Consider the following 24,402-nt stretch of genomic DNA (forward strand, 5'->3'; position numbering starts at 1 on the left):
TTTCTAGAGAGTCATTTATTAGAGAGCCATTTACTAGAGAATCAGTTGTTTGAGGAGCAAGGCTGTGCGCCTCAGATGCTTGATTTATGTGGGGTGCTGGTGGCCAAGAGACGGTAACCGAAAAAGACATGCAGACAGGCTCAATGGAATGAGAAATAGAATGCGGTCACTATAGCAAATTTAAAAAACCTTAGGGATAGGCTGAAAACCTTTGTAGGCGTTATGCCGCATCCTCTTGCACTGCTTCGGCGTTCGCTCTTTTGGCGTTAAGCTCTTGAGCGCTGTGGTCTAGAGTACTGTGGTCTAGAGCACTGTGGTCTAGAGTACTTAGCTTCAGGGCGAGTGGCGATAGTGTGACTCTGTCTTGAGTAAGCTCGGCGGCGCTGGCGAGCTGCCTATGGTGCTCGTCACCGCTATTGCTGCGGCTTATCGTGGTTTTATCGCTGGGGAGCTGGCGTGTCCATCTCTGGTAGGCCGCCGTAGGTGAAATTCGCATCGCATCTGCCCTTGCTGTTTGGCGCCTGTCTATCAAGAGTGTTATCAGGCGCCATAGTGTTTGCTGAGCAGATCATAAGTAAATTATGCTGTATCTAGGCTGAATATAATTTAAACAAACAGGCTGAAATCGACCAGTGCCAGCAAGGCGGCGACAGCCATGCTAGCGGGCAGACGTTTAGCCTGATAGCTAAGTAGCAAGATAACCGTCAGCGCTGCGGCGCTCATCACGCCAAAGAGCAAAATCGTTGCGTAGGCGGTCTCATATTGGCCGAGCAGAACGACAAAGCTTAGGGCGAGTAAGCCCCAGCCCACCAGAGTAAGAACCCTTTGTTGAACTTGGCTTGGCGGGCGCTTGAAGCAGCTCTTGAAGTGACCAAACATGGCGAGCGCCAGCGCGCCAAAGGCGATGAAACTAAGGCTGAGGGCTAAAATCATTGGTGGGCCTCCTCTAAGCCTGTGTCTCTTGTTTCACGGGTAATAGCGGCTGTCTTGGGCGTTGCAGGCCTGCCTGCTCTAGCCTTGCTTGTCTTGGGACTGGTGGCGCTCCGGTTCAGATTAATCAACTTAGACTGGCGCACCTGTCTGGCGGCAAAACCCAGTGCTAGGGCAAGTAGCAGGCTGACAATATCGAACCCCACCAGAGTCCATTGATTATCAATCATGTTACCCAGCAGGCTCTGACCAGAGGTGACAGCGCCTATCAGCGGCAGCGCAGCAAAGGTCAGGGCGCCCAGTAATAACCATTGGCGCCAACGTCGCCAGGACTGTGCGCCGCGCAGGCCATCCCAAAGGGCCACCAGGGCGATGACTGCCAGCGTGATGAAGAAGGCGTCCACCTCACGCTGTGCCCGGCTGGCGATATCGAGCGGCAACAGTCGGTTGGCATAGAAAAAGGCCGCCGTTGCAAGGGGAAGACCGCAGATGAAGCTGATGTTAAGCCCGTTCACTAGCCTAAGGCCGACGGTTGGCTTGGTGCCAGATTGAATGACTTTTTGTTGTTTCTGGGCGATTTTTACCGCCCACAGCAGAGTCCCCGTGGCGACCATGGCACAGCCCAGCAGGCCGCAGAGGAAGAAGAAGCCTCTCAAGGCCCAGTCGGCAAAGCGTGCCGTGTGCAGTGCCATCAGGGTGTCATAGGTCTTGTAGGTGGCGCTTTCTGGGTTGCCTTTCGATATCAGTTGGCCCGTTACCCCATCGAAGATCAAGAGGTCGCGCCTATCAGTCACCCTCTGTTCACTGTTGAGCGTAAAGCTGATACGGCTGTTATCGCGTCCCGGCGCACTGATGCTGACCTGCTTAAGCGGCGCGGCTCCCCACTGCTGCTGAACTTTGTCTATTAGCCCTGCCGCCTCGATAAGAGGCGCAGTGGCTTGACTGGGCTTTGCCTGTATGCGGGCCGGATTGAGATCGGCCCTGAAGGCGCGCACGTCGCCATCGTACTGCTGTAAGGCGCCCCAAGGCATAAACATAAACATCAGGGTGATCAGGCCCGTATAGGTGATGATCAGATGATAGGGTAGGGCCATTACTGAGCTGATATTGTGGGCGTCGAGCCAGGAGCGACTGCCCTTTGCCGGTCGGAAGCTGAAGAAGTCTTTAAAGATCCGCTTGTGGATCACCACGCCGCTGATCAGGGCGATCAGCATCGCCATGGTGGCGAGTCCCACGATCCAGCGCGCGACCACCACAGGCAGGTAATGCAGATCGAAGTGCAGGCGATAGAAGAAGTTGCCCCCCCTGGAGTCGCGAATTTCGGTGATCATCTGTTGACCATCCTGATCGACCACATGCTCATGGAACTTGCCGCGGCGCTCGCCCTTCTTGGGCGCATCCGCCCAGCCGAAGCTCAGATAGGGTTTACGCTCGCTAGGAAAGGAAATGATCCAGCGTGTGGCATCTGGGGCTGTCTCGGTCAGATAGGCCTGGCCCTGGGCGATCTGCTGGGCGAGTCGGTTTTGATCATAGTCTTGAAACACGGATTTGTGCAGTTCCGGCTTGCTCCATAGGCTGATCTCGTGGCGGAAATAACTCAGGGTGCCGGCAAAGAAGATAAGCAGCAACAGCCAGCAAACGGCGAGACCGGCCCAGGTATGCAGCCAGGTCATGGAGCGGAAAAAAGTCTCTTTCATGGGATTAACCTAAAACGAGGGTGAGGCCGAAGAGCAGGCTGCAGAGGGCTACAGGTTCCAGCACCACACGCAGGTGGGACCTGATGCTAAAGAGGCGAATGATCATAGTGGCAAAGATGCCAAAGGAGACCATAGTGCCCACAAGCACCGCATCGAGACGGCTAAGGGGCAGAGATTGCGCTAGCAAGATACAGGCAAGTGCGGCGGCGCCGTAGCCGCCGAGTAACGAGGCCAATAGGCGCACTATAACCGACGACCTGGGGGAGAGGTCTCGCTTAAATGGTATAAGGTGCTGAGAAATGCTTGTATTCACTATGGATAAATTCGTGCTCAAGAAATAGCGGTTATTCTACACTTGTTGATATGAATTCTCATTCGTATTTACATGTAAAGCTGTTTCTCAGGCCACTCTTTGACTTGCCCTTTAGCTTATCTTTAGTTTGTGGGCCGGCAGGGAGATGACGTCATAAAGACAGATTGATTAAATTTTGTTTACTTTGTGGGATTTATGGCCAAAACCGCCTGTTTGTGCCCGATATCCTATTTTTGCCGCTTGCTTTTAACCTGCATGGGGAGTAGATATTAGTAGACACTGAATGGAGATTTACTTGGATGTCGCCCATGCTTACATAGGCGTTAGTTGAAAAAAAAGTGCTTCAGTCCCTTGTTTTTTCTATCACTCATCCCAAGTTCATTATTGAAGTCATCCTAAAAAGGAAAACCTATGAAAATAAATCTTTCTGGTCATCACGTAGATATCACCGATTCAATAAAAGAGCATGTGAATCAAAAGTTTTCCAAAATAGCGACCCATTTCCCAACGCTCATTTCACTCGATGTCATCATTGCTAAAGAGCACGGAGAGTTTCAGGTCGAACTCAGTACTAATTATGAAGGTAGCCGGATATCAGCCTCTGGGGGGGACGATGTCATGTATCCGGCTATCACTAATGCCGCCAAAAAACTGGATGCGGCATTAAAGCACAGAAAAGGTCAATTGAAGGCAGATCTGCATCAAAAGCCGGTAAGTACCTCACCTGAGATTGCCCATGAGATCATCCAGGAGATGAAGTTGGTCTAAGTCTGGAAGGTTAGCGAGATAAAAAAGCCACCCCTAGGGTGGCTTTTCTGTATCTGAACTCAGGGTGAGGTTAAGGTAAGTTAACCTCGAGAGTCGGGCATTCAAGGCTTGTACTCTGCGCCTTATCATTTAAGTCTCGATATAGCCTTAAGGGGCGCAGTGCCGCCTGATATCGGCCCGGCCGAATTGCAAAAGCCTGAGCCAGATCCAGCGAGACGCTTAAGGACTCGCCCGCTGGCAGCAGCAAATAATCCTCATCAGTCGGTTCGCCGCGTTTGGCTAGCGCGCCTTGATATTGCAAGCTTTGGTGACTATTCAGGTCGGTGAGGGTTAAAAAATTGCTAAACCAGGCATCGAAGGGGGTATGCCAGCTCAGCAGATACCAGTGTGTGTTAGCCGGCACGCTTATCTCGAAGGTGAGGGTATTGCCTTGCTCTGCCTTTATCAGGTGACAATAGGGCAAGGCTTGATGCGCGAGGCTATTCATACTAATCATCCAAAGTAATAACAGGCTGAGTGACAGGAACCTTAAAGGCGTAAACATAGGCGTTAACCCTTGGCATGAGCTAAAAAAAAGGGCGGATAATTCCGCCCTTAGATTGACAAGAAAGATAAGAGTTAGATTAGTTCAAGTTAGGCGTGTTTTCAGCAAAATATTCATGGCTGTCAGCATTTTGAATCGCCTGTGAAGGATCGCTGATTGCCAGTGATTTTGCACCGCTCTGACCATAAACAATATCATCGGTACCTGCGACTACGTTGAAGTGGCTGGTCTCATGAATGATGGTCCCGCCCTTAGAGTCAGTACCCGAAGTTGGGGCTGACCAGAAGGCATTACACATGTAAATCTTGTATGGCTGTGTTGGGTAAACGTAAGCGTAGTATTGCTTCTTACAGCTACAGTCGAAGGTCAGTGGCTCGTTGTTGAGCGCACTATCGATCTTGCTGAAGTTGTTGCTTACTGTGTTCCAGCGAGACGAGCTGTAGGCGCCAAACCAAGTACTGTAACGCTGTGAGTTGCTGCTGGCTGTGGCCAGGTGCTGGTTAGCGTCGGCAGACATTGTCTTTGCCGCTGCTAGACCTGCAAGGATGTCGCTTTGCTGTGAGTTGCTGCAGCGACCGGTGAAAGAGATGCCGTCAGGTGTCGTGCCGCCGCCATCGCCTGTACCCGGCTTGCCCTTGTTATTACCGCCCTTAAATTCGCGACCCTCAAGGTAGAAGCTGGCTGGTGCCGAGTGTATGCCTTCTACGCCCAGGCGAGCCAGTTTCTTGGCTTGGCCAGGATTTGGCGCAAACAGCTGCATAGAGCTGACATCATAGCTGATCTCATAGTTAGCCGTGGCGGACATGTCGTACAGTGACGATAGCTCCACCTGGTAAGAGATGCTCTCACCGGATTTTAGCTTGATGTAGTCCTTATGGCTTGGTGCTGGGCGCTTATAGTGGGCGCCAAGGTAAGGGCGCTCTTGACCGTCAGCGCTTACTTTAAATAGCGACTCTTCAACACCGTCTGCCGCGGTAAACCACTTGAGCATTTTCACCGGAACGTTTGCTTCGTTGGTCAAGGTTAGGGTGACCATTACGTCCTGGTCGCTGCTAAAGCTGTCTTGGCTCATCTGCAGTTTAGCGGCGATCCCCTCGGCGAGGGCCGATTGACTCAGTAAGGTGCTGGCAATAGCCAGTGTTGATAATTTGAATAGCTTGCTCATCAATTTGTCCTTTTGATTGAGGTTGTTCTTATTGTGTTTACAAATGTTACTCAAATGTTGCGAAATCGAGTTTATGTCGAACCGCTAATGAAAAGCAAGACTAAGTTGGCGATTTGTTTCGTTATGATCTTAATATCTAGTGTAAAACGCTTTTTTAGCACCCAGCAGGAAGGCGAAATTTAGGGGCAGGGCATGCGGGCTCGATTCCTCATCGAAACGAGCCCGGTTAGGTTAACGTGTTAACCATTGGGTGATGGCTTGATTAAAGGCCTCCGGCGCTTCTGTCATGACCCAGTGACGGGTATCGAAGGCGATGACCCGATTACCTTCTCTTGCGGCCATCTCTTGTTCCCACGCAGAAGAGTGGAACATACCCGGTTTATTCTTTCCGTATATAAACAGCAAGGGACAATCGATTTTTAGTGGCAGATGACCCAGAGGCTTGCCCGTCAGCGTTCGACTCCATTTCCAGTAGTAGGAATAGGTCATAGATGAACCGATCAAGGCAGGATCTCCCGGTGCATGAAGCCACTTAGCCATCTTGCGGGTCATCGCATCGCCAATGCTGCCGCCAATTTTCCAGGCCGTGGCTAACCAGATCTGGTAGGCAAACATAAAGGCTTTGACGCTTGCGGTTAACTGATGCTCCTTTGAGCCGGCATCACCAATGTCGACACCTATGATCTTCTCGACTTTATCCTGATGGCGCAGATAAAACTGGTAACCGAAGAAGCAGCCCCAATCGTGGAGCATTAAGATCACCTTTTGGTTAGGGCTAACGGCATCGATGACAGCGTCAATTAAGGTGACGATCTGCTCTAAGGTATAGAGCGTGCGCGATTGTTTGTCCTCGTAGCCGGGTAGGCTAAATCGAACACAACGATAATCTGACTTAAGGACATCGACCTGTGGTTGCCAGAGCCGATAGGTATCGGGCCAGCCGTGAAGCATCAGTATGATCTGTTCGCCTTGACCTTCTATATGAACCTGGGTTCCGTTTACATCTACTAATTCAACCATGTTAACTCCCACTCTTGGTGAAAACAGTTTAGAGTAATTGCTCTATTTTAAGGTAAGGCGAAAAAAAGAGCATGTCCAGAAGATGTTAATGCATCAGATCATGTTTTCAACGTAAACCTGTGGGATGAAAAACGGCTGCCGATGCGAGCATGGCCTGAGCATTGGGTGATCATAGTGCGATCAATCGTAGAATGATTGTAGATGGCATGATTAAGCCCAATGTTAAGCGGCGAGATCATGAGACTAGTAAGACCATGAGGCCAGTAAGACCATGAGGCTAGCAATACCAAGGGCTGGTGGACGGGAGCTTTAACCTTCTATTAAAAGTTATCGTCATTAGGGGGGTAATAGCAGCGGGGCATCGTTAAGCTTTTACGCCCGTCGAGTGATCCCTGGGGCGGCTATTGTCGTAGGCCTATTTATGAATCGATTACATCCCAAGAAACTGCTCCAGAGTAAATGGACAAAAGTAACGCCGCAGGCGCGTGAGAAACACTTCATAGTGATTGAGGTGGATTATGACGAGCATCGAAATGTCCAAGGCTGCGTCATCGAGGCCCTGCATAGTGGCAGGCAATACGCTATCGACTGGCGTTCACTGAAAGACAGTGATATCTGGCTTGTCGGCTGGCGCTAATCGGCTTAACCAATAATCTCCATCGAGTCTTTTTATTTAAATTGTGCGCAATTTATTTGCGTAACACTCTCTTGTTTGCTATAAATAGCTCCAGTTAAGTTGTGTACAATTTATTTTAGCAAAATCGAGAGAGGAAAATGAGATGAAGACATTATATCAAACTAGTGCTACTGCCAGTGCCGGACGTAACGGCCGAGTCGCCACCGACGATGGCAAACTGTCGCTAGACCTAAGCTATCCTAAGGAAATGGGCGGAACAGGTGAGGCGACCAACCCAGAGCAGCTGTTTGCCGCGGGTTATAGTGCCTGTTTTTCTAACGCCATATTGCATGTTGCCAGAGAGGCTAAGGTGAAGCTGACTCAGGCACCGGTTACGGCCGAAGTTGGCATAGGCGCCCGCGCCGAAGGCGGGTTTGGACTGAGCGTTAAGCTCAACGTTGAACTGTCATTACCTCAGGAGCAGGCCGTTGAATTGGTGAAGATGGCCCATCAGGTCTGCCCATACTCTAATGCCGTGCGTAACAACATTGACGTAGGGCTAATGGTTAATGGTGAGTCTTTGTAAGTGCAATTTATGAATAGTCATTCGATGGATGAACGATTCGCTGCTGCGGGGATCTTAGTTGGGCGTATCATGCTAGCGCTCTATTTTCTCGTCCCTGGGATCATGAAGTTCGTCAGCTGGGATATGCATGTTGCCTTAATGGAAAGGCATCAGATGGTGTTAATTCCCTTGCTGCTTGCCACCGCCGGTGTCAGCCAGATTGTGGCCGCCATATGCTTGATATTTGATCGTTATACTTCGGTAGTCTCCTCGCTGTTAGCCATGATGGTGCTGCTGATTAACGTTACACTGCATGACTTTTGGCATTTTGAAGGGGTTGAAGCGGCCCACGAGATGCAAAATTTCATTAAGAATCTTGGCATATTCGCGGGTTTGCTAGTGTTGGCAGGCCATAGTCACCTTAAACACCTTCGCGCAAATGGTTTGCACTCGGCATAGTGACTAGGTCGTGTAATAAAACGCCCCATTTTATGGGGCTTTTTTATAACCTGTGTTTTGCCAGCTCGGTGAGCAGCATCTCGCGTCCCTCGCTTTCCACATGGGTCAAGAAGGCCTGGGCGATCGCCGAGGGACGTTTAGACTTCAGCCAGAGAAAATACCAGTTGGAGTTGATAGGCAGCTCCTTCACATTAAGCTGCGCCAGCCCGGTATTGCCGCCAAAGGCGAGGGTATGGGCAGAGAGTATGCTGACCCCCAGCCCAGACATGACAGAGTGCTTGATCGCCTCGTTACTCTCTATGGTCATCTTCACGTTGAGCTTCACCCCCTGTTTCGCCATGAAACGCTCGATCGCCAGGCGGGTGCCCGAACCGTTCTCACGCATCAGGAAGGGCGCCTCGCAGAGCTCGGCTAACGAGACGCCATCCTGACTGACCAGAGGATGGTTTTCCTGTGCAATTGCCACCAGAGGATTGTTGAAAAACTCTATGCTCTCTGTGTTGATATCCGCCGGTGGATGACTGAACACGTAGAAGTCGTCGATGCCCTGTTTGAGGCGCTCTATGATCTGCTGGCGGTTACCCACATTCAGCTGCACCGTAACGTTGGGATAGCGCTCACAGAAGGGGCCGAGCAGGTGAGGAATAAAGTACTTTGAGGTGGTCACCACCGCCAGGCGCAGGGTACCCGATTTCAGTTCCCCCATGTCCGACAAGGACATCTCCAGCCGGGCGAAGCTGTCGAGGATCTCCGTGGCCGATTTAACCACCTCCAGCCCCGCCTCAGTAAACACCACCTTGCGACCCACTATGTTATACAGCGGGAAACCTATCACATCGGCGAGCTTCTTAAGTTGCATAGAGATCGTAGGCTGAGTGAGATGCAGGGTCTCGGCGGCGCCGCTGACACTGCCGCTATCATAGACCGCCAGCAAGATCTCCATCTGCCTGAGGGTACCAAGATGTGCCTGTAGTCTGAGAGACATAGTCGCTCCTCATATAGATTTTTATCTATATAAAAACACAAAAATATCTATTTTTATATATAAATTGTTTTTGGCAAGATCGCTCCAGTTAAAAGAACACCGAATTTTTCGCGGTATCAGTCGTAAACGGGGGATCTTATGAAACAGTTAACTCAGCTTGTCCTGGCAGAAAAACAATCACTCTTCAGCCTAGTTGTGGGCCTGATGGTGACCGCGCTGGCGTTTGCCACCATGAGGGAAGGGCACAACGGTATGGGGCTGCTGGTTGTCGGTCTCGGCCTTGTTTCGCTGAACTTGGTTTCCATCGCTGCTAAGCTGTCGTCTAAGCGTCGCGTCGTAAAGCCAGCCACTCGCCTGCAAGTAAAGGGCGCTTAAGATGCAGCTGGATATCACCATCGCCTTCTTTATCCTCGGTGCGCTAGCCACGCTGATCCGCTCGGACATCCAGTTTCCCAAGGCGCTCTATCAGAGCCTTACCCTGTTCCTCATGCTGGCCATCGGGCTCAAGGGGGGCGTGGCATTGTCAAAATATGGCTCCATGGCGCTCTTGCCTCAATCTGTGCTGGTGATAGGTCTAGGGCTGATTATTCCGCTGATTGCCTTTCCCATTCTTCGCTATGTCGGTCAGCTTAAGCTTGAAGATGCGGCCTCAATTGCCGCCCACTATGGCTCGGTCAGCATAGGCACCTATGCGGTAGCTGTGGCGTTTCTTGAGGCGCAGGGCATAAGCTACGAGGCCTACTTCCCACTGTTTGTGGTGTTGCTTGAGATCCCCGCCATCGCCGTGGGTATCGCCCTGGCCAGACGCTCGGGGACTAACCTTAAGTGGCGCACACTGATCCATGAGGTGTTCTGCAACCAGAGCTTGGTGCTGCTGGTCGGCGCGCTGATCATAGGCTACTTCTGGGCCGAGCGCATCGAGGGAATAACACCTTTCTTCTTCAACCTGTTCCATGGTGTGTTAGCCCTCTTCCTGCTGGAGATGGGGATGCTGGCCGCCAGCCGCCTAAAGGAGCTCAAGCAGATGGGCAACTTCATGTTGGCATTCGGCGTCTTCATGCCACTGATTGGTGGCTTGCTGGGCAGCATTCTGGGCTTACAGATGGGACTGTCGAGCGGCGGCGCCACTCTGCTGGCAGTGCTGGGGGCGAGCGCCTCATACATAGCGGTGCCGGCGGCCATGCGGGTCGCGATTCCCGAGGCGAACCAGAGCCTGTCTATCACCTATTCACTGGCAATTACTTTTCCGTTCAACGTATTGGTGGGCATACCTACCTATGCGCTGTTCACCTATTGGTTATCAAATTAAGAGGCACGTATGAATAAAGCAAGAGTAGCAATCATCATGGGTTCACAGAGCGATTGGCCGACCATGAAAAATGCCACCACAGTCCTGGATGCCCTGGGTATCGCTTATAGTAAACAGGTGGTCTCGGCGCACCGTACCCCAGAGCGTCTGGTGAGCTTCAGCCACGGTGCGGCCGATGAGGGCATCGAGGTGATTATCGCCGGTGCAGGCGGCGCCGCGCATCTGCCGGGCATGACGGCGGCCATGACACACCTGCCTGTGATTGCCGTGCCCGTGATGAGCAAGGCGCTAAAAGGGATGGATAGCCTATTGTCTATCGTACAGATGCCCAAAGGGGTTGCGGTAGCCACCCAGGCGATTGGCGATTCAGGCGCCTTCAACGCAGGGCTGATGGCGGCGCAAATCTTAGCGCTGGGTGATAGCGAATTGACCCAGCGTCTATGTGACTGGCGCGAAAGCCAAACCTCAGGTGTGCCGCTGGAGGTGGAATAATGCGCATCGGCATTATCGGTTGTGGTCAGCTGGCGCGCATGATGGCGCTGGCGGGCATTCCATTAGGGCTTAAATTCAGCTTCGTTGCCGATGGCGGCCCTGATACGGATCTCAGCTGTGTCGAGGGCCTCGGCCCTGTGGCGACCTGGCAGCCGGGGCAGAGTGTCAGCGCACTCTATGAAGCCTTGGGAAAACCAGAGGTGATCACGGTCGAGAAAGAGCAGGTGGATCTCAAGTTAGTTCGCGCGCTCGAGGCTCACTGCACCATCAGGCCGAATGTCGACAGCATCGCTAAGTGCAAGAGCCGCATTCACGAGAAGCAGCTATTAGCCGAGCTAGGTATTCCCTGCGCCCCCTTTACCTATGATGTCAGCCTAGAGGAGAGCGCCAAGACCTTAGGTTATCCCATGATGATCAAGTCCCTCGATGAAGGCTATGACGGTAAAAACCAGTGGGTGGTACGTAGCGATGATGATCTTGCTAGTGTTGCGCCTGATCTTAAACAAGGCCATTACTTAGCCGAGCAATGGATCCCCTTCGATGCAGAGGTGTCTATTATCGGTGTGCGCAGCGCCAGCGGCGAGGTGAGCTGTTATCCCCTGACCGAGAATCAACATCAAAACGGTATTCTGCTGCGTTCATTGGCGCCAGCCAGAGGACTAAGCGCCGAGATGGTGCAGCAGGCACAAGCCTATATGACCAAGCTGCTGGAAGCACAGCAGTATGTGGGCGTGCTCGCCATGGAACTGTTCGTGGTGGGCGATAAGCTGCTGGTGAACGAATTGGCGCCTAGGGTACACAACAGTGGTCACTGGACTCAGCTAGGTGCCCAGACCTGCCAGTTTGAGAACCACATTCGCGCCGTCGCCGGACTCGCGCTGGGCGCCACATCTGCCATAGGTAAGACCGGCATGCTGAACCTGTTAGGTGTCGTTGCACCGCCAATGGACGCCCTAAGCAGCAATGCCAGCCTGCACTGGTACAACAAGGTCGCTAAGCCCAACCGCAAGCTAGGACACATCAACTTCATGCTGGATGACTACACCCAACTGGCCAGTCAGATGCAAAGCGTCGAACAGTCGCTGGTGAAGTGCTAGGCTAAGTGATTCATGTGCAAGTATTAGATTGGAGTCTAAGATTTAGCTTCATAAGCGTCTTAAACCTATAACGAGAAAGCCCCGACAGGACCTGTCGGGGCCTTTTTTATGGTTCGTATATTGATACCAGCTTCCCTTACCCAATATCGGAATCATAAAGTTAGGGTCTATTATTTTTGATGCTTAAACTATATGATGCCCCAATACTTGATACCTTCTATAAAAGTGAATAGCCCATGCGTATCTTTTCCTATTGTCGTGTTTCTACGACAGAGCAAACCACAGAAAATCAAATTATTGCTATCAGGCAAAAAGGGTATGAGGTGAATCATGCTCGCACTATCAGTGAAACAATCTCTGGTTCTGTTGAAGCGATGAAGCGTGAGAAGTTTAAAATGCTTATCAATCACCAGATGGAACGTGGTGATATGCTGGTGGTCTTAAAGCTCGACCGTCTAGGCCGAGATAATATAGATGTTCAAAACACCATTAACCTGCTTACAGATAAAGGCATCAAAGTCGTTTGCCTCGATCTCCCCGTAGCCGATCTTTCAAGTGCGGAGGGTAAGCTGATGCTGCAGATGTTTTCAGTCTTTGCAGAGTTCGAACGAAACCGTATTCGAGAGCGAACAAAAGAAGGGCTAGAACGAGCTAAAGCTCAGGGGAAGAAGCTTGGTAGGCCTGAAGCCTATGGCACCACTCAGTCAGTTCAAGCCAAAAAAGCCGAGGGCTTATCTCAATCTAAAGCCGCAGAGGTATTAGGTTTGGGGATTGCGACGGTGAAAAGACATTGGAATAAGTAGAAATGGTAAACAGGGATTTGATTACATACCTATTTAAATCACTCACAGAGTAAATCGATATTCAATAAAATCAGGTAAGTAATTTTCATCTTAATTGAGACTTTGGGGTAATAATAAACATTAAGACATATTCTGCAAAAAACTGATTTAACATACAGAATTTTGGCGGATTTTTAGTATACTCTTTCCCAATTGATTTGAGCCTCATCACCTCTAGCTGTCACAAATAAGCAGGAATATCCAATGGCTAAAAAGGCCCCAATAGCAAAAACAACCACCAGCATTGAAGACTCTTTGTGGGAAAGTGCGAATAAACTACGCGGTAACATTCAATCTTCAGAGTACAAGCATGTTGTGCTTAGCCTAATCTTCCTGAAGTTTATTAGTGATAAGTTTGAAAAGCGCAAAAAAGAGATAGAAAAAGAGTTTGGTTCAGAGTTTGTTAACGAACCTGATTTCTACAAGATGAAGAATGTGTTCTTTCTACCAGAAAATGCGCGCTGGAGTCATATCGTTAAACACGCTAAGCAAGATGGACTGGCAATAGAAATCGACTCCGTGATGACTGCTGTAGAAAAGAGTGATAAGTCCTTTGCTGGGACTCTGCCAGATAACTATTTTTCTCGTCTGGAAATAGATAGCGCGCGATTGGCATCTTTGGTCGATACCATCAACAATATTGACACCATTGCGAGTGAGTGTGAGCTTTCAGAAGAGGATTTGGTCGGTCGAGTTTATGAGTATTTCCTAGGCAAATTCGCTGCAAGTGAAGGTCAACGTGGTGGAGAGTTTTATACACCCAAATGCGTTGTAACGCTATTGACCGAAATGCTGGAGCCTTTCCAAGGCAACATTTATGACCCGTGTTGTGGTTCTGGCGGTATGTTCGTTCAGTCATTGAAATTTATTCAAGCACATCAAGGCAGTCAAAACAATGTAGCGATACATGGTCAAGAGTTTACTAGCACTACCCGTAAACTGGCTAAGATGAACTTGGCGATTCGTGGCATTAATGGCGACTTGGGCGAAGAGTCAGCAGATACTTTCTTTAAAGATCAGCACCCAGATCTTAAAGCTGACTACATCATGGCAAACCCACCATTCAACCAAAGTAAGTGGCGTGGTGATGCTGAACTGACCGACGACCCTCGTTGGGCAGACTACGACACACCGCCTGTGGGTAATGCTAACTATGCCTGGATCATGCATATGATCTCTAAGCTGAGCAATAAGGGAACAGCGGGCTTTGTACTGGCAAATGGTTCTATGAGCTCAACTACCAGCGGCGAAGGCAAAATCCGCGAACAAATCATCAAAGATGATTTAGTAGAGTGCATGATTGCGCTTCCTGGTCAGTTGTTTTACACCACTCAAATCCCTGTCTGTTTGTGGTTTTTAACCCGAAATAAAGAAGCGAATAAAGCGAAAGACTATCGTGACCGCCGCGGTGAAACATTGTTTATTGATGCGCGCAACATGGGCTCACTGATCGAAGGTAGTCGCAAACAGAAAGAGCTATCAGTTGAAGAGATTCAAGAAATTGCTCGCACTTTCCATGCTTGGAGAGGCGAAAAGAAAGACGGTGAGTATCAAGATCAAGCTGGCTTTTGCAAATCAGCGACACTTGAAGACATCGCCAAACATGATTTTGTGTTGACTCCGGGACGTTATGTTGGCGCTGCTGAAGAAGTGGATGATGGTGTTTCTTTTGTCGAGAAAATGGCAACACTGACTTCGAAGCTGGGTGAGCAGTTTGCTGAATCAGCAACGTTAGAAGCGGAGATAAAGAAGAATCTAGCGGGGTTAGGTTATGAGCTTTGAGATGACTACTCTTGGGGAATATATCAAAGTTCAGGGTGGCTATGCTTACAAAAGCAAAGACTTTATCGAATCAAGTGAGAATAAAGTCCTAAAAATAAAGAATGTAAGATTCGGAACTGTTGATTATTCAGAACCTGCGTATATATCAGATGAAATTGCTAAAACGACCAAGAATTGGAAGGTTAATGAAGGCGATGTTCTTATATCCATGACTGGTTCAGGCCCCAATGCACCTCAGTCTTTGGTTGGTCGTGTAGCGCGAGTTTGGAAAAACGAACCCGACGCATGGATTAATCAACGAGTAGGCAGAATTTGTTTGTTGGATGAAAATATGGTTCATCTGGACTTCATTTTCTACTGGTTGTCGCTACCTCAAAGTCAAGATTACTTAGTCTCCAACTCATCAGGCAGTGCAAACCAAGCCAACATTAGTGGGAAAATAATTGAGTCACTCCCATGTCCTAAAGTTGATTATCAAACTAGTAGGCAAATTGCTGATTTAGCTAGGAAGTTTGATGAGAAGATTATTGTAAATTCACAAACTAACAAAACCCTAGAAGAAATGGCGCAAGCAATCTTCAAATCATGGTTTGTCGATTTCGAACCAGTGAAAGCTAAGATGAATGGCGAGCAACCAGAGGGGATGGATGCAGCCACTGCCTCGCTATTCCCCGAAAAGCTAGATAGCGAGACAGGTTTACCTGAAGGTTGGAAATTATCTGAAATTGGTGATGAAGTCACGGTAGTTGGCGGTGGTACGCCATCTAAAAAGAACGATGACTTTTGGGTTAATGGACACATCCACTGGACTTCTCCAAAAGACCTTTCAGGTGTTCAAGATAAGGTTTTATTAGATACAGCTAGCAAAGTAACCGAAGCTGGTTTGAAGAAGATTAGCTCAGGGCTGCTTCCTGTCGACACTGTTTTGTTATCTTCTCGTGCTCCAGTTGGCTATCTTGCGCTAGCGAAAGTTCCAATGGCTATTAACCAAGGTTACATAGCTATGAAGTGTGAGAAGCAGTTGCCTCCTGAGTTTGTTATTCAATGGTGTGTTCACCGTATGGATGAAATTAAGCAACGAGCTAGTGGCAGCACCTTTGCCGAGATCAGCAAGAAGAGCTTTAAGCCAATTTCAGTTGTCGTGCCAAGCGAAGATACTCTCAATGCTTACCAAAAAATAGTGAAGCCTCTCTATGATGCTATCACGTCAAATGCACGCCAAAATGAGCAGCTTTCAAGCTTGCGTGATACTTTGCGCCCTAAGCTTCTATCTGGTGAGTTATCTATAAGTGACTAAACGAAGCAGATTACACGACCAAGCTTATGTATCTTTCAAACTATTGGAAGAACAGCGATATCAAGCTAGGGCTACTCGGATTTTTCATGAGGAGCCAAGCTTGGCCGTGTTTTTGTTGTGGTGCAATATTGAGGTACTTCTTCGATTACATAAATATCACCACAAAATTCAGGAGCCTTGGCCTGATAAATTAGGATTTATCAGGGCTAGTTGGGGGCCATTGAAGCACATAAAGGGATTAAATAACGATGCGTATAATGCAATATTTAACGGCCCAAAGTCACTCTGGAAGCGCAGGAATGAGATTGCGCATACAGGTAAGTTTATAGAAGAGCATGATGTCGCTCACTTCGTGGAATACGCCAATTTTGTTATTGATAATCTCAACTCAAATCTCCCGAAAAGAGAAGATTTTTTAGCCAAGAAAAAGCGTAGTGATGCACAGAAAAATAGGAAGAAAAAATAACCATTACTAAATTGCTTTCCGGCGAAATCGAGTTAGGTGAAGTCGAAGAACAAGCAGAGGGAATCTAATGGCGACCCGAGTAGAAATGATTATCGAGACGCTGAAAGCGAATCCTGAGAAGAAATTTACTGCTCGGGACTTAGCCAAAGAGTTTATTGTTCGATACCCACAAGAAATATCAGATAAACAAACCAATCCAAGGTACGACACCGAAGAAAAGCTGATAGCGCAACTGGCCGCCGAGGTGGGAGGCCAGCGCACTCACGTTGCACAAAAGGTGTGCGCTAATGTAGCAACTCGAGATAAGCCACGTCCAAGAATTTATTACTGGGATGAAAACCCAGAAGTCATCAATGTAGTTGATAATCACGATGAACCCGAAGAGCCAGAAGTGGACATCCCTCTGGTATCTCAAAGCTTGAGTGAACATGATCTTTATCCGTTATTGATTGAGTATCTAAGCAAAGATTTAGGTTTATATTGCCAGCGTATCGACGAGCGTAAATCTAAAAACTCCCACGGTAACGGTGGCAACCATTGGTTACACCCCGACGTCGTCGCATTGGAGCCGTTGGATAGAGGGTGGGATGAAATAGTACGCAGTTGCGTTCGTAGCGGCAACCATAGCTCTGTTCGGCTGTGGTCGTTTGAAGTAAAGAAGCACCTCACCAAAGGCAATGTGCGTAAGTATTTCTTTCAAGCCGTATCTAACTCCAGCTGGGCAAATTTTGGCTACCTCGTTGCCACTGGGTTAAACAGTGATGTGGAAAGTGAGTTGCAAATGCTGTCGAGTTTGCATGGCATTGGAGTGTTGATTCTTGATACAGAGTCATTGTTTGATAGCCAAATTCTTATCCCGGCTCAAGAGAAAAGTAATGTTGATTGGCAATCCGCCAACCGCATCGTCACAGAGAACAGTGATTTTCATCATTACATAGAACAAGTCGGTATTTATAACCAGATGGGCCGTTTGGTCAAAAGCGCATGGAACAAATAAGTAAGGACACCAATGCAAGAGTCAATAAAAGCGCAAGATAGAACGCTAGGTGATTGGTATAACGCAATATTAAACGGTCGAATCAAACTCCCTCGATTTCAACGTTATGAAGCGTGGGACAAGGGTCGTATTTGCAGCCTGTATGACACCATTCTTAACAACTTACCTGTTGGTGTGGCATTGGTGCTGAATGTCGAGGCAAGCAAAGAGCCTTTCATTTCACGCTATATAAGCCATGCAGAGCCTTCCTCACCTGAATTTGCCACGCAGCACCTTTTAGATGGTCAACAACGCTTAACTGCTTTTTGGCGTGCTATGCACAATAGCTATGAGTGGAATACTTACTTCGCTTATATTCCGGAGTTCGATGATAATGCAAATACTGAAGTAGATTTTGAGTATTCTTGTCGTGTGATAAGCCGCTGGCAGAAAAAAGATAATAAACAGTTATACCCACTTTGGGCTAACTCACCGAAAGAGTGTTTAAAGCGTGCTTTACTTCCTCTTTCTTTGCTAAAGCCTGGAGATACTAATCAAACCGAGATCGATGACTGGCTCAAAGCCGCTATTGGTGATGAGAAGCCAAACATTCAGCAGTACCTTGCAGAGGTAACCCCTGAAGAACAGTTAGGTGCCATTAAAAAGTTTCAACAAGATAATGACGAGTATGAGGCGAAAGAAAAACGCTTACGTGAGGTCATTAACTTACTCAAAGTTCGTATCACTCACTACAATATGCCTTACTTAGCGCTTCCAGTGACAACGCCAAAAGATGTTGCGCTACAAGTGTTTATCAATATGAATACCAACAGTAAACCGCTATCGCTTTACGACATCATTGTTGCAGAAGTAGAAAGTATAAAAGGCATTTCTTTGCATGACGCCCAACAAGAACTCCTGGCAAAACATTCTGACATTGAACACTACGAAGACCCAGGTTGGTTGATGCTAACCACTGCCGCTTTACTGCAAGACAAAGCACCTAACCAGCGTGGTGCCTTGGATATGTGTAAAGCCAAGATGGTCGAACAGTGGGATCAAGTTGAAACTGGCCTTGGGCGAATGGCAAGCTTTTTGTCAGAGCAGGGTATTTTTGACTATCAAAGGCTACCGACTAATGCCGTCTTAGCGGTTCTTGCCGCTTGTTTTGCAGAAGCACCAGAAAATGGCGATAAGCTAGGCTATATCAAGAATGTACTCACTCGCTATGTATGGCGAGCATTTTTTACTTCACGGTACGAGAACTCTACAGCAAGTCGAGCTTTTGCAGATTACAAAGTTATTCGTGAGGTTTGCTTCAATGGCTCTGATGCAGAGCAAGCACTGAACGATGCTCCTGTATTTAATGAAAAGCTGGTGGATATTGAACAGTTACTTGTAGAAGGATGGCCGAAAAAAACAGGGTCTTTGAGACGCGGTATTTTAGCAGTAACGACTCGACTAGGGGCGCTCGATTTTGCTGATTCACAGAAGGCCACATATATTTCTCTTCAACAGCGACATTATCACCATATCTTTCCTGATGCATTGCTAAAAGAAGCAGGGTTGGAAGACGAAAGCTATCGAGCCCTCAATTGCGCTTTGATATCGGGGCGAACCAATATGCAAATTGGCCGTAAAGAACCGTGGGAGTATTTAGAAGAGCGGGTGGGGCACGTAGACAGGCAGACAGCGGAATACCGACTTAAAACACACCTAATCGATCCTGTTAGATTGGCCGAAGCCACTTATCAAGGTTTGGAAGGCGCTGATCTGAGTGCCAAAGTTGAGAAAGACTACAGGGCATTTATGCGCTCTCGAGCTGAGCTTGTATTGAGTGCAGCAACAAAGCTCTGCAACGGTCAAGATATTAGTGTCGAAGGACTATTTGCTTCTCACTGAAGTGGTACTGATTAATACAAAATAAGAACAAGGCTAGGATTATTAATGAAATTTACAGAAGCGAAATTAGAACAGGCCATAATTAGCCTGCTAGGTGATCAGGGCTACCCTCATCATCATGGCTCTATGATTGAGCGAAAGCCAGAACAAGTGATCATAGAAAGTGATTTGAGAGCTTATCTAGAAAAGCGTTATGGTGAATTGACTCAAAATGAAATTTCATTAATTGTTCGACAGCTTGAAGGTTTAGCCGCAGGTGACTTATACGAATCTAATAAACAGTTCTGCAAATGGTTGGCCGATGGTTTTGAGTTTAAACGTGAAGACCCAACACAAAAAGATCTCTACATACATCTACTAGATTTCTCTGGAATTGAGCTACTAGGCTCAGATAAGCCGCTACCACCTTCATCAGAGAAGACGGACCTCAATATTTATAAAGTTGTAAATCAGTTAGAGATCCAAGGGCGAGAGTATAAGCGTATCCCTGATGGCATCCTTTACGTCAATGGGTTGCCGTTGGTCGTATTCGAGTTCAAAAGCGCCGTTCGCGAAAATGACGCAACAATTCACGATGCTTACCTGCAACTAACCAAAGACTATCGCCGCGAAATCCCGCACCTATTTACTTACAATGCGTTTTGTATCATCAGTGATGGTGTAAATAACAAAATGGGTAGCTTGTTCGCTGATTACGAGTTTTTCTACGCTTGGCGAAAAGTAACCGGTGATGAGTCGGTCGAAAAAGATGGCATCGATTCATTGCTTACCATGCTAAATGGCTTGTTCCATAAAACGAGGCTTTGCTCTGTATTTAGGGACTTTATCTATTTCCCGGATGTGTCAAAAGCTGAAGTAAAGATTGTTTGTCGTTATCCGCAGTTTTACGCAGCGAACAAACTTTATCACAGTGTTAAAAATGCGCAAAAGCCTGCTGGTAATGGTAAAGGCGGTACCTATTTTGGTGCTACAGGCTGTGGTAAGAGCTTCACTATGCAGTTCTTGGCTAGACGGTTGATGAAGAGTTTGGACTTTGAAAGTCCAACTATTGTCTTCATCACAGATAGAAACGATCTGGATGAACAGCTGGCTAAGCAGATATGTAATGCGAAAACCTATATTGGTGATAGTACGATTGAAACGGTGAGTAGCCGTGAAGATTTGCGCACCAAGCTTAAGGGGTTGCAAAGTGGTGGGGTCTTCCTCACCACGATTCAGAAATTTGTTGAAGATATAGAACCGTTGACAAGTCGCTCTAATGTTATCTGTATCTCTGATGAAGCGCATCGTAGTCAAATCAACCTAGATCAAAAGCTGGTGGTTACGGATGAGGGGGTTCGTAAGTCATTTGGCTTTGCTCACTATCTACACAAATCACTTCCTGAAGCGACGTATGTTGGTTTTACCGGAACCCCAATAGATGCAACCTTAGATGTGTTCGGACCGGTTATTGATAGCTATACAATGACTGAATCGGTAAAAGATAAGATTACGGTTCGTTTGGTCTATGAGGGTAGAGCCGCAAAAGTGCTTCTCGATGATGTGAAGTTGCAAGAGATTGAGCGTTACTACAACAAGTGCGCAGAGCAGGGTAGCAATGAGCATCAAATTGAAGAGAGCAAAAAGGCGGTTTCTTCGATTAACACAATACTCGGTGATGATGACCGAATTGAAGCGCTTGCAGCAGACTTTGTTGCGCACTACGAAAAGAGAGTAGAAGAGGGTTCTACGGTGAGAGGCAAAGCGATGTTTGTCTCGAGTAGCCGTGAAATTGCTTGGAAGCTCTATCAGCAGTTACAGCAGTTACGACCGGAATGGTTTGAGGTAAAAGAGTGTGAAGAAGGCGCCCAATTAACAGAAAAAGAGCGTGAGTCGGTTAAGCCGATGGAGCGCGTTAAGCTTGTCATGACAAGCAATAAGAAAAAAGACAGCCACGAACTTTATCAACTTCTGAAGAACAGCGACTCGAATAAAAAATTAGCTATTCAATTTAAGAATGAAAAGTCTAATTTTAAGATCGCGATTGTTGTGGATATGTGGCTCACTGGCTTTGACGTGCCATTCCTCGACACTATCTATATCGACAAGCCAATTCAGAAGCATAATTTAATTCAAACTATCTCACGGGTTAACCGGACCTATGCAGGGAAGGATAAAGGGCTAGTGGTGGATTACTTTGGTATTAAGCGCCAAATGAATCAGGCTATCGCACAGTTCTCTAAAGCTGATGAGTCCAATTTTGAAGATATCCAAGCATCGGTAGTTGTAGTTAAAGATCACCTAGAGCTGATTGCCAATCTACTGCATAAGTTTGATACCAGTGGTTATTTTAGCGGTGATCCAGTTGCTCAATTAGATTGTTTAAGACAAGCCGCTGATTTCTTGATGAGTACTGGTAAAACTGAAAAGCGCTTTATGGCATTGGCGAAGCGTTTAAAAGCGGCGTATGACGTCTGCTGCGGAAGCGAAAACATCTCGCAAGCAGAGCGTGATCAAACACATTTTTATTTTGCGATCCGCTCTATCATCTTTAAGTTAACGAAAGGCGATGCACCAGACACAGCGCAGATGAATGCCAAGGTACGTGACATGATTGCTGAGGCTATTCGTGCTGATGGTGTTGAGGAGATCTTTAATCTCGGTGAAGATGGTGCTGACAAAATCGACATCTTTGATGACGATTATTTAGCACGGCTCGATAAGTTAAAGCTACCGAATACCAAGATAGAACTTCTGAAAAAGATGCTATCTAAAGCGCTGGGCGAGTTCCAAAAAGTAAATCAACATAAGGCAATGGATTTCTCTAAACGTTTCAGAGCCTTGGTTGAGCATTACAACGAGCGCAAGGAAGAAGATGCTTTCACTGCTGAAGTGCATATGGAGGCAGTTAATAGCTTTCTAGACTTAATGGCAGGCGTTAAAACCGAAATTGGATCGTTTGTTGATTTAGGGATATCAATCGAAGAGAAAGCTTTCTACGACATTCTCAAACACGTGGCGCAAAAGTATCAATTCCCATATGAGGAAGAACGCTTACTGGAGCTCGCCGCTAAGGTAAAAGAGATTGTCGATGACAAAGCACGATATCCTAAATGGAATGAGAAAGAAGATATTAAGTCAGCTCTTCGAGTTGAGCTAATGTTGTTGCTGAAGAGCAATGGGTATCCGCCAGTCACTTATGCAGAAGTCTACAAAGAAGTGTTTGAACAAGCAGAAAACTTTAAAGCAAACAGCGAAACGTCTTTGTTGGTTAAGCAGGAGAAACTAACACCAATACGCGTGAACGATAGAACCTTATTCACCTATGAGCAATTGAAGGGCCGTAATGATGTTCTAGAGCTGGCGACATTTAAATTCAAAAATGAATATGATGATTTCGATCGAGACATTATTAGCCTCAGCCGCCTCGCTTGTTATGAACAAGTTCTGGAAGCTGGTATTTTATCGCCATCTCTTCTAGAAGGAACGTTGGAGTTAGTTTCGCAGTTAGAAATGCTGTCAGAGGAAGAGGGGTTACCTAGGTACACAGAGAAAACTGACGGTATTATCTGGGCGGTCAAAAATGTCGATGAAGGGTGTATTGAAACAGAGATAGTTGCCTTCTTCGCTTGTGCCTGGGAAACAATTAATCGCGGGTTAGGTCCGTTTGCTGTAAATATCGTCTATGACCTTGCGAAAGGATCCACGTTACTGGCACTTGGGGCGTTAGCGACTAGGTACCGTGATATGAAAGCAAGGCGAGCTAAAGAAAAAGTGAAAAGTGAACAAATCATAGATAAGACAAATTTAATAGATTACAAAGAGAGCGAAAAGTTGGCTCATTGGCGAAAAAATAGTAAACACTAATTTTCGTTTTCAAAACGTTGGTATTTATGAGAGCCGGTTACTTTCAACTGTTTAGTCCCAGTAACAGAGAGGCTTCTTTTGCGGCCTCTTGGTACTTTTATAGGTGGTCAGTTGTAGTTATCCAGACTTGATTCTCATTGCTGGGAAATATGTCCACTCCACCAGCACATTAACTCTCTGCGCCGTTCAATGTAGTCGGCGCGGTTATATGCCGCCCTTACTGTATTTTTATCTACATGAGCGAGTGATACTTCAATAAGCTCAGCATCAAAGCCTTCCTCATTGAGTGTGGTGTTGGCTAACGTACGCAGACCGTGAGCAACTAGGCGGCCTTTGAAGCCCATCCGCTTGAGAGCCATATTGGCTGTTTGTGTATTGGTATGGTTTTTAGGGTTACGATCTGCTGGGAAGATGTATTCCAAATGGCCGCTTATTGGTTGCATTCGCTCAAGTAATGCTATGACCTGAGGTGTTAGAGGGATGATATGCTCTCACTTCATCTTCATGCGCTCAGCCGGTATCACCCAAACGGCTTTATCAAGGTTTATCTCCTGCCATTTTGCTTCCGCCGCCTCTGCTGGGCGCGTCATAGTGTGAAGCTGAAATTCAATTAAGCAGCGAGTTGTCAGTTTTATGCTGGCATATGACAATGCTTCCATTAGCTCAGGCAGCTCAGCTGGTTTGAGCACTTGAATGACCTGGGGGGCTGTTAGCATACTGATTGGAGTATCACCCAGGGCGGGGAACAGGTACATCTCAAGACGTCGATATAGCTTCTGGCCATGATTTTCAGAGACTTTCTGCTTTTTTAACTCAAACCAACTGTCAGTTACTGATCTTAGCGTGTTCTTAGCATCGATATTTATAGCTTCTCTCTGTTGTTGCTGGTGGTGCTGAGGATCAATGCCTTGAACAAGCAATTCACGTGCTGCTTCTCTACGTTTTCTTGCTTCGGCTAGTGATACGTCAGGGTAGGAACCAAAGCTAAGGTTGGTTCTTTTGGTGGTAGTGGGGCGAATGTAGTTAAATAGCCAGCTTTTCGAACCATTAGGTTTTATGCGCAGATTGAGGCCTTACCCATCACACAGACTGTATTCTTTTGCTTTGGGCTTAGCGTTTGCAATTTGGGTTGCGGTGAGTGTGACTACTATTCTTGCCATGATTGGAACACCAACATTGAGTACCGTGTACCGATGTTACTATCTGTAGTGGTCAACTAAAATTGGCCACGGTTTTGTATTCAAGCCAGTATCTTCGCTCTGACTCATTGGGTGTCAGCCCACCGTTATATTGATGTGGTCTCAGCTGACTGTAATACCCCGTCACATATC

General features: G+C 47.4%; 23 protein-coding genes and 1 pseudogene. 15 read left to right on the forward strand and 9 right to left on the reverse strand.

Translation table 11 applies throughout. The annotated features are described in order from the left end of the window. Positions 1-220: 220 nt before the first annotated feature. The 4 genes from GNT65_RS09050 to GNT65_RS09065 all read right to left on the reverse strand — a co-directional run bounded on the left by GNT65_RS09050 (position 221) and on the right by GNT65_RS09065 (position 2,862). Positions 221-496: a hypothetical protein gene (locus GNT65_RS09050; protein ID WP_160795414.1), complete on the reverse strand. Its 276-nt coding sequence runs from the start codon at positions 494-496 to the stop codon at positions 221-223. Between the two features lie 110 nt (positions 497-606). Beyond that, positions 607-933 carry a DUF3325 domain-containing protein gene (locus tag GNT65_RS09055; RefSeq protein ID WP_160795416.1) on the reverse strand — a complete coding sequence of 109 codons (327 nt, stop codon included), beginning with the start codon at positions 931-933 and terminating at the stop codon, positions 607-609. Then, a complete protein-coding gene (locus tag GNT65_RS09060; protein ID WP_160795418.1) occupies positions 930-2,627 on the reverse strand; it encodes a PepSY-associated TM helix domain-containing protein in 1,698 nt (565 codons plus the stop codon). The genes GNT65_RS09055 and GNT65_RS09060 overlap by 4 nt, the downstream gene beginning before the upstream one ends. 4 nt (positions 2,628-2,631) lie before the next feature. Beyond that, complete coding sequence (locus GNT65_RS09065; protein ID WP_160795420.1) at positions 2,632-2,862, reverse strand: hypothetical protein; 231 nt, start codon at positions 2,860-2,862, stop codon at positions 2,632-2,634. Positions 2,863-3,351: 489 nt separating this feature from the next. Here GNT65_RS09065 and hpf point away from each other — a divergent pair, with 489 nt between their 5' ends. After that, positions 3,352-3,708, forward strand: coding sequence for a ribosome hibernation-promoting factor, HPF/YfiA family (gene hpf / locus GNT65_RS09070; RefSeq protein ID WP_160795422.1), 357 nt, complete (start codon positions 3,352-3,354; stop codon positions 3,706-3,708). 70 nt (positions 3,709-3,778) lie between these two features. On the opposite strand, the gene GNT65_RS09075 is transcribed toward hpf, so the two are convergent. From GNT65_RS09075 to GNT65_RS09085, 3 genes are all read right to left on the reverse strand, one after another. Further along, the gene (locus GNT65_RS09075) at positions 3,779-4,195 is read right to left on the reverse strand and encodes a protease (RefSeq protein WP_160795424.1); all 417 of its coding nucleotides are present in this window, start codon (positions 4,193-4,195) and stop codon (positions 3,779-3,781) included. Positions 4,196-4,331: 136 nt separating this feature from the next. Then, positions 4,332-5,417 carry a M35 family metalloendopeptidase gene (locus tag GNT65_RS09080; RefSeq protein ID WP_160795426.1) on the reverse strand — a complete coding sequence of 362 codons (1,086 nt, stop codon included), beginning with the start codon at positions 5,415-5,417 and terminating at the stop codon, positions 4,332-4,334. A 231-nt stretch (positions 5,418-5,648) separates the two neighbouring features. After that, positions 5,649-6,437: an alpha/beta fold hydrolase gene (locus GNT65_RS09085; protein ID WP_160795428.1), complete on the reverse strand. Its 789-nt coding sequence runs from the start codon at positions 6,435-6,437 to the stop codon at positions 5,649-5,651. 421 nt (positions 6,438-6,858) lie between these two features. Between GNT65_RS09085 and GNT65_RS09090 the strand changes: the two genes are divergently transcribed. The 3 genes from GNT65_RS09090 to GNT65_RS09100 all read left to right on the forward strand — a co-directional run bounded on the left by GNT65_RS09090 (position 6,859) and on the right by GNT65_RS09100 (position 8,077). After that, positions 6,859-7,074, forward strand: a complete 216-nt coding sequence (locus GNT65_RS09090) for a TIGR02450 family Trp-rich protein (RefSeq protein WP_160795430.1) — start codon at positions 6,859-6,861, stop codon at positions 7,072-7,074. Positions 7,075-7,216: 142 nt separating this feature from the next. Continuing rightward, on the forward strand, positions 7,217-7,639 hold the full coding sequence (ohr, locus tag GNT65_RS09095) for an organic hydroperoxide reductase Ohr (RefSeq protein ID WP_041510511.1): 423 nt from the start codon (positions 7,217-7,219) through the stop codon (positions 7,637-7,639). Positions 7,640-7,648: 9 nt separating this feature from the next. Beyond that, entirely contained in the window at positions 7,649-8,077 is a 429-nt protein-coding gene (locus GNT65_RS09100; RefSeq protein ID WP_244952139.1) for a DoxX family protein, read from the forward strand. Between the two features lie 43 nt (positions 8,078-8,120). Here the strand turns inward: GNT65_RS09100 and GNT65_RS09105 are convergent, their stop codons facing one another. Continuing rightward, positions 8,121-9,062: a LysR family transcriptional regulator gene (locus GNT65_RS09105; RefSeq protein ID WP_160795432.1), complete on the reverse strand. Its 942-nt coding sequence runs from the start codon at positions 9,060-9,062 to the stop codon at positions 8,121-8,123. 138 nt (positions 9,063-9,200) lie between these two features. On the opposite strand from GNT65_RS09105, the gene GNT65_RS09110 reads away from it, so the two are divergent. The 11 genes from GNT65_RS09110 (at position 9,201) to GNT65_RS09160 (ending at position 23,071) form a co-directional block, all read left to right on the forward strand. Further along, complete coding sequence (locus GNT65_RS09110) at positions 9,201-9,437, forward strand: hypothetical protein (protein WP_160795434.1); 237 nt, start codon at positions 9,201-9,203, stop codon at positions 9,435-9,437. Between the two features lies 1 nt (position 9,438). Continuing rightward, on the forward strand, positions 9,439-10,371 hold the full coding sequence (locus GNT65_RS09115) for a sodium-dependent bicarbonate transport family permease (RefSeq protein WP_160795436.1): 933 nt from the start codon (positions 9,439-9,441) through the stop codon (positions 10,369-10,371). A gap of 9 nt (positions 10,372-10,380) precedes the next feature. Next, on the forward strand, positions 10,381-10,863 hold the full coding sequence (gene purE, locus GNT65_RS09120; protein WP_160795438.1) for a 5-(carboxyamino)imidazole ribonucleotide mutase: 483 nt from the start codon (positions 10,381-10,383) through the stop codon (positions 10,861-10,863). After that, positions 10,863-11,960 (forward strand): 5-(carboxyamino)imidazole ribonucleotide synthase, encoded by a 1,098-nt coding sequence (locus GNT65_RS09125; protein ID WP_160795440.1) that lies wholly within the window; start codon positions 10,863-10,865, stop codon positions 11,958-11,960. The genes purE and GNT65_RS09125 overlap by 1 nt, the downstream gene beginning before the upstream one ends. Before the next feature lie 236 nt (positions 11,961-12,196). After that, complete coding sequence (locus GNT65_RS09130) at positions 12,197-12,763, forward strand: recombinase family protein (RefSeq protein WP_160795442.1); 567 nt, start codon at positions 12,197-12,199, stop codon at positions 12,761-12,763. 243 nt (positions 12,764-13,006) lie between these two features. Beyond that, the gene (locus GNT65_RS09135) at positions 13,007-14,584 is read left to right on the forward strand and encodes a type I restriction-modification system subunit M (RefSeq protein WP_160795444.1); all 1,578 of its coding nucleotides are present in this window, start codon (positions 13,007-13,009) and stop codon (positions 14,582-14,584) included. After that, entirely contained in the window at positions 14,574-15,881 is a 1,308-nt protein-coding gene (locus GNT65_RS09140) for a restriction endonuclease subunit S (RefSeq protein ID WP_219822461.1), read from the forward strand. The genes GNT65_RS09135 and GNT65_RS09140 overlap by 11 nt, the downstream gene beginning before the upstream one ends. A gap of 100 nt (positions 15,882-15,981) precedes the next feature. Continuing rightward, complete coding sequence (locus GNT65_RS09145; protein WP_160795446.1) at positions 15,982-16,347, forward strand: hypothetical protein; 366 nt, start codon at positions 15,982-15,984, stop codon at positions 16,345-16,347. A 67-nt stretch (positions 16,348-16,414) separates the two neighbouring features. Beyond that, positions 16,415-17,344, forward strand: coding sequence for a COG2958 family protein (locus GNT65_RS09150; RefSeq protein ID WP_160795448.1), 930 nt, complete (start codon positions 16,415-16,417; stop codon positions 17,342-17,344). Between the two features lie 12 nt (positions 17,345-17,356). Next, positions 17,357-19,225, forward strand: coding sequence for a DUF262 domain-containing protein (locus tag GNT65_RS09155; protein WP_160795450.1), 1,869 nt, complete (start codon positions 17,357-17,359; stop codon positions 19,223-19,225). 45 nt (positions 19,226-19,270) lie between these two features. After that, a complete protein-coding gene (locus GNT65_RS09160; RefSeq protein ID WP_160795452.1) occupies positions 19,271-23,071 on the forward strand; it encodes an HsdR family type I site-specific deoxyribonuclease in 3,801 nt (1,266 codons plus the stop codon). Positions 23,072-23,205: 134 nt separating this feature from the next. Here GNT65_RS09160 and GNT65_RS09165 read toward each other — a convergent pair. Beyond that, positions 23,206-24,231, reverse strand: a pseudogene (locus tag GNT65_RS09165) (tyrosine-type recombinase/integrase). Positions 24,232-24,402: the final 171 nt, after the last annotated feature.

The sequence above is a fragment of the Shewanella insulae genome, from assembly GCF_009831655.1.
In the GTDB taxonomy this organism is placed as follows: Bacteria; Pseudomonadota; Gammaproteobacteria; order Enterobacterales; family Shewanellaceae; genus Shewanella; species Shewanella insulae.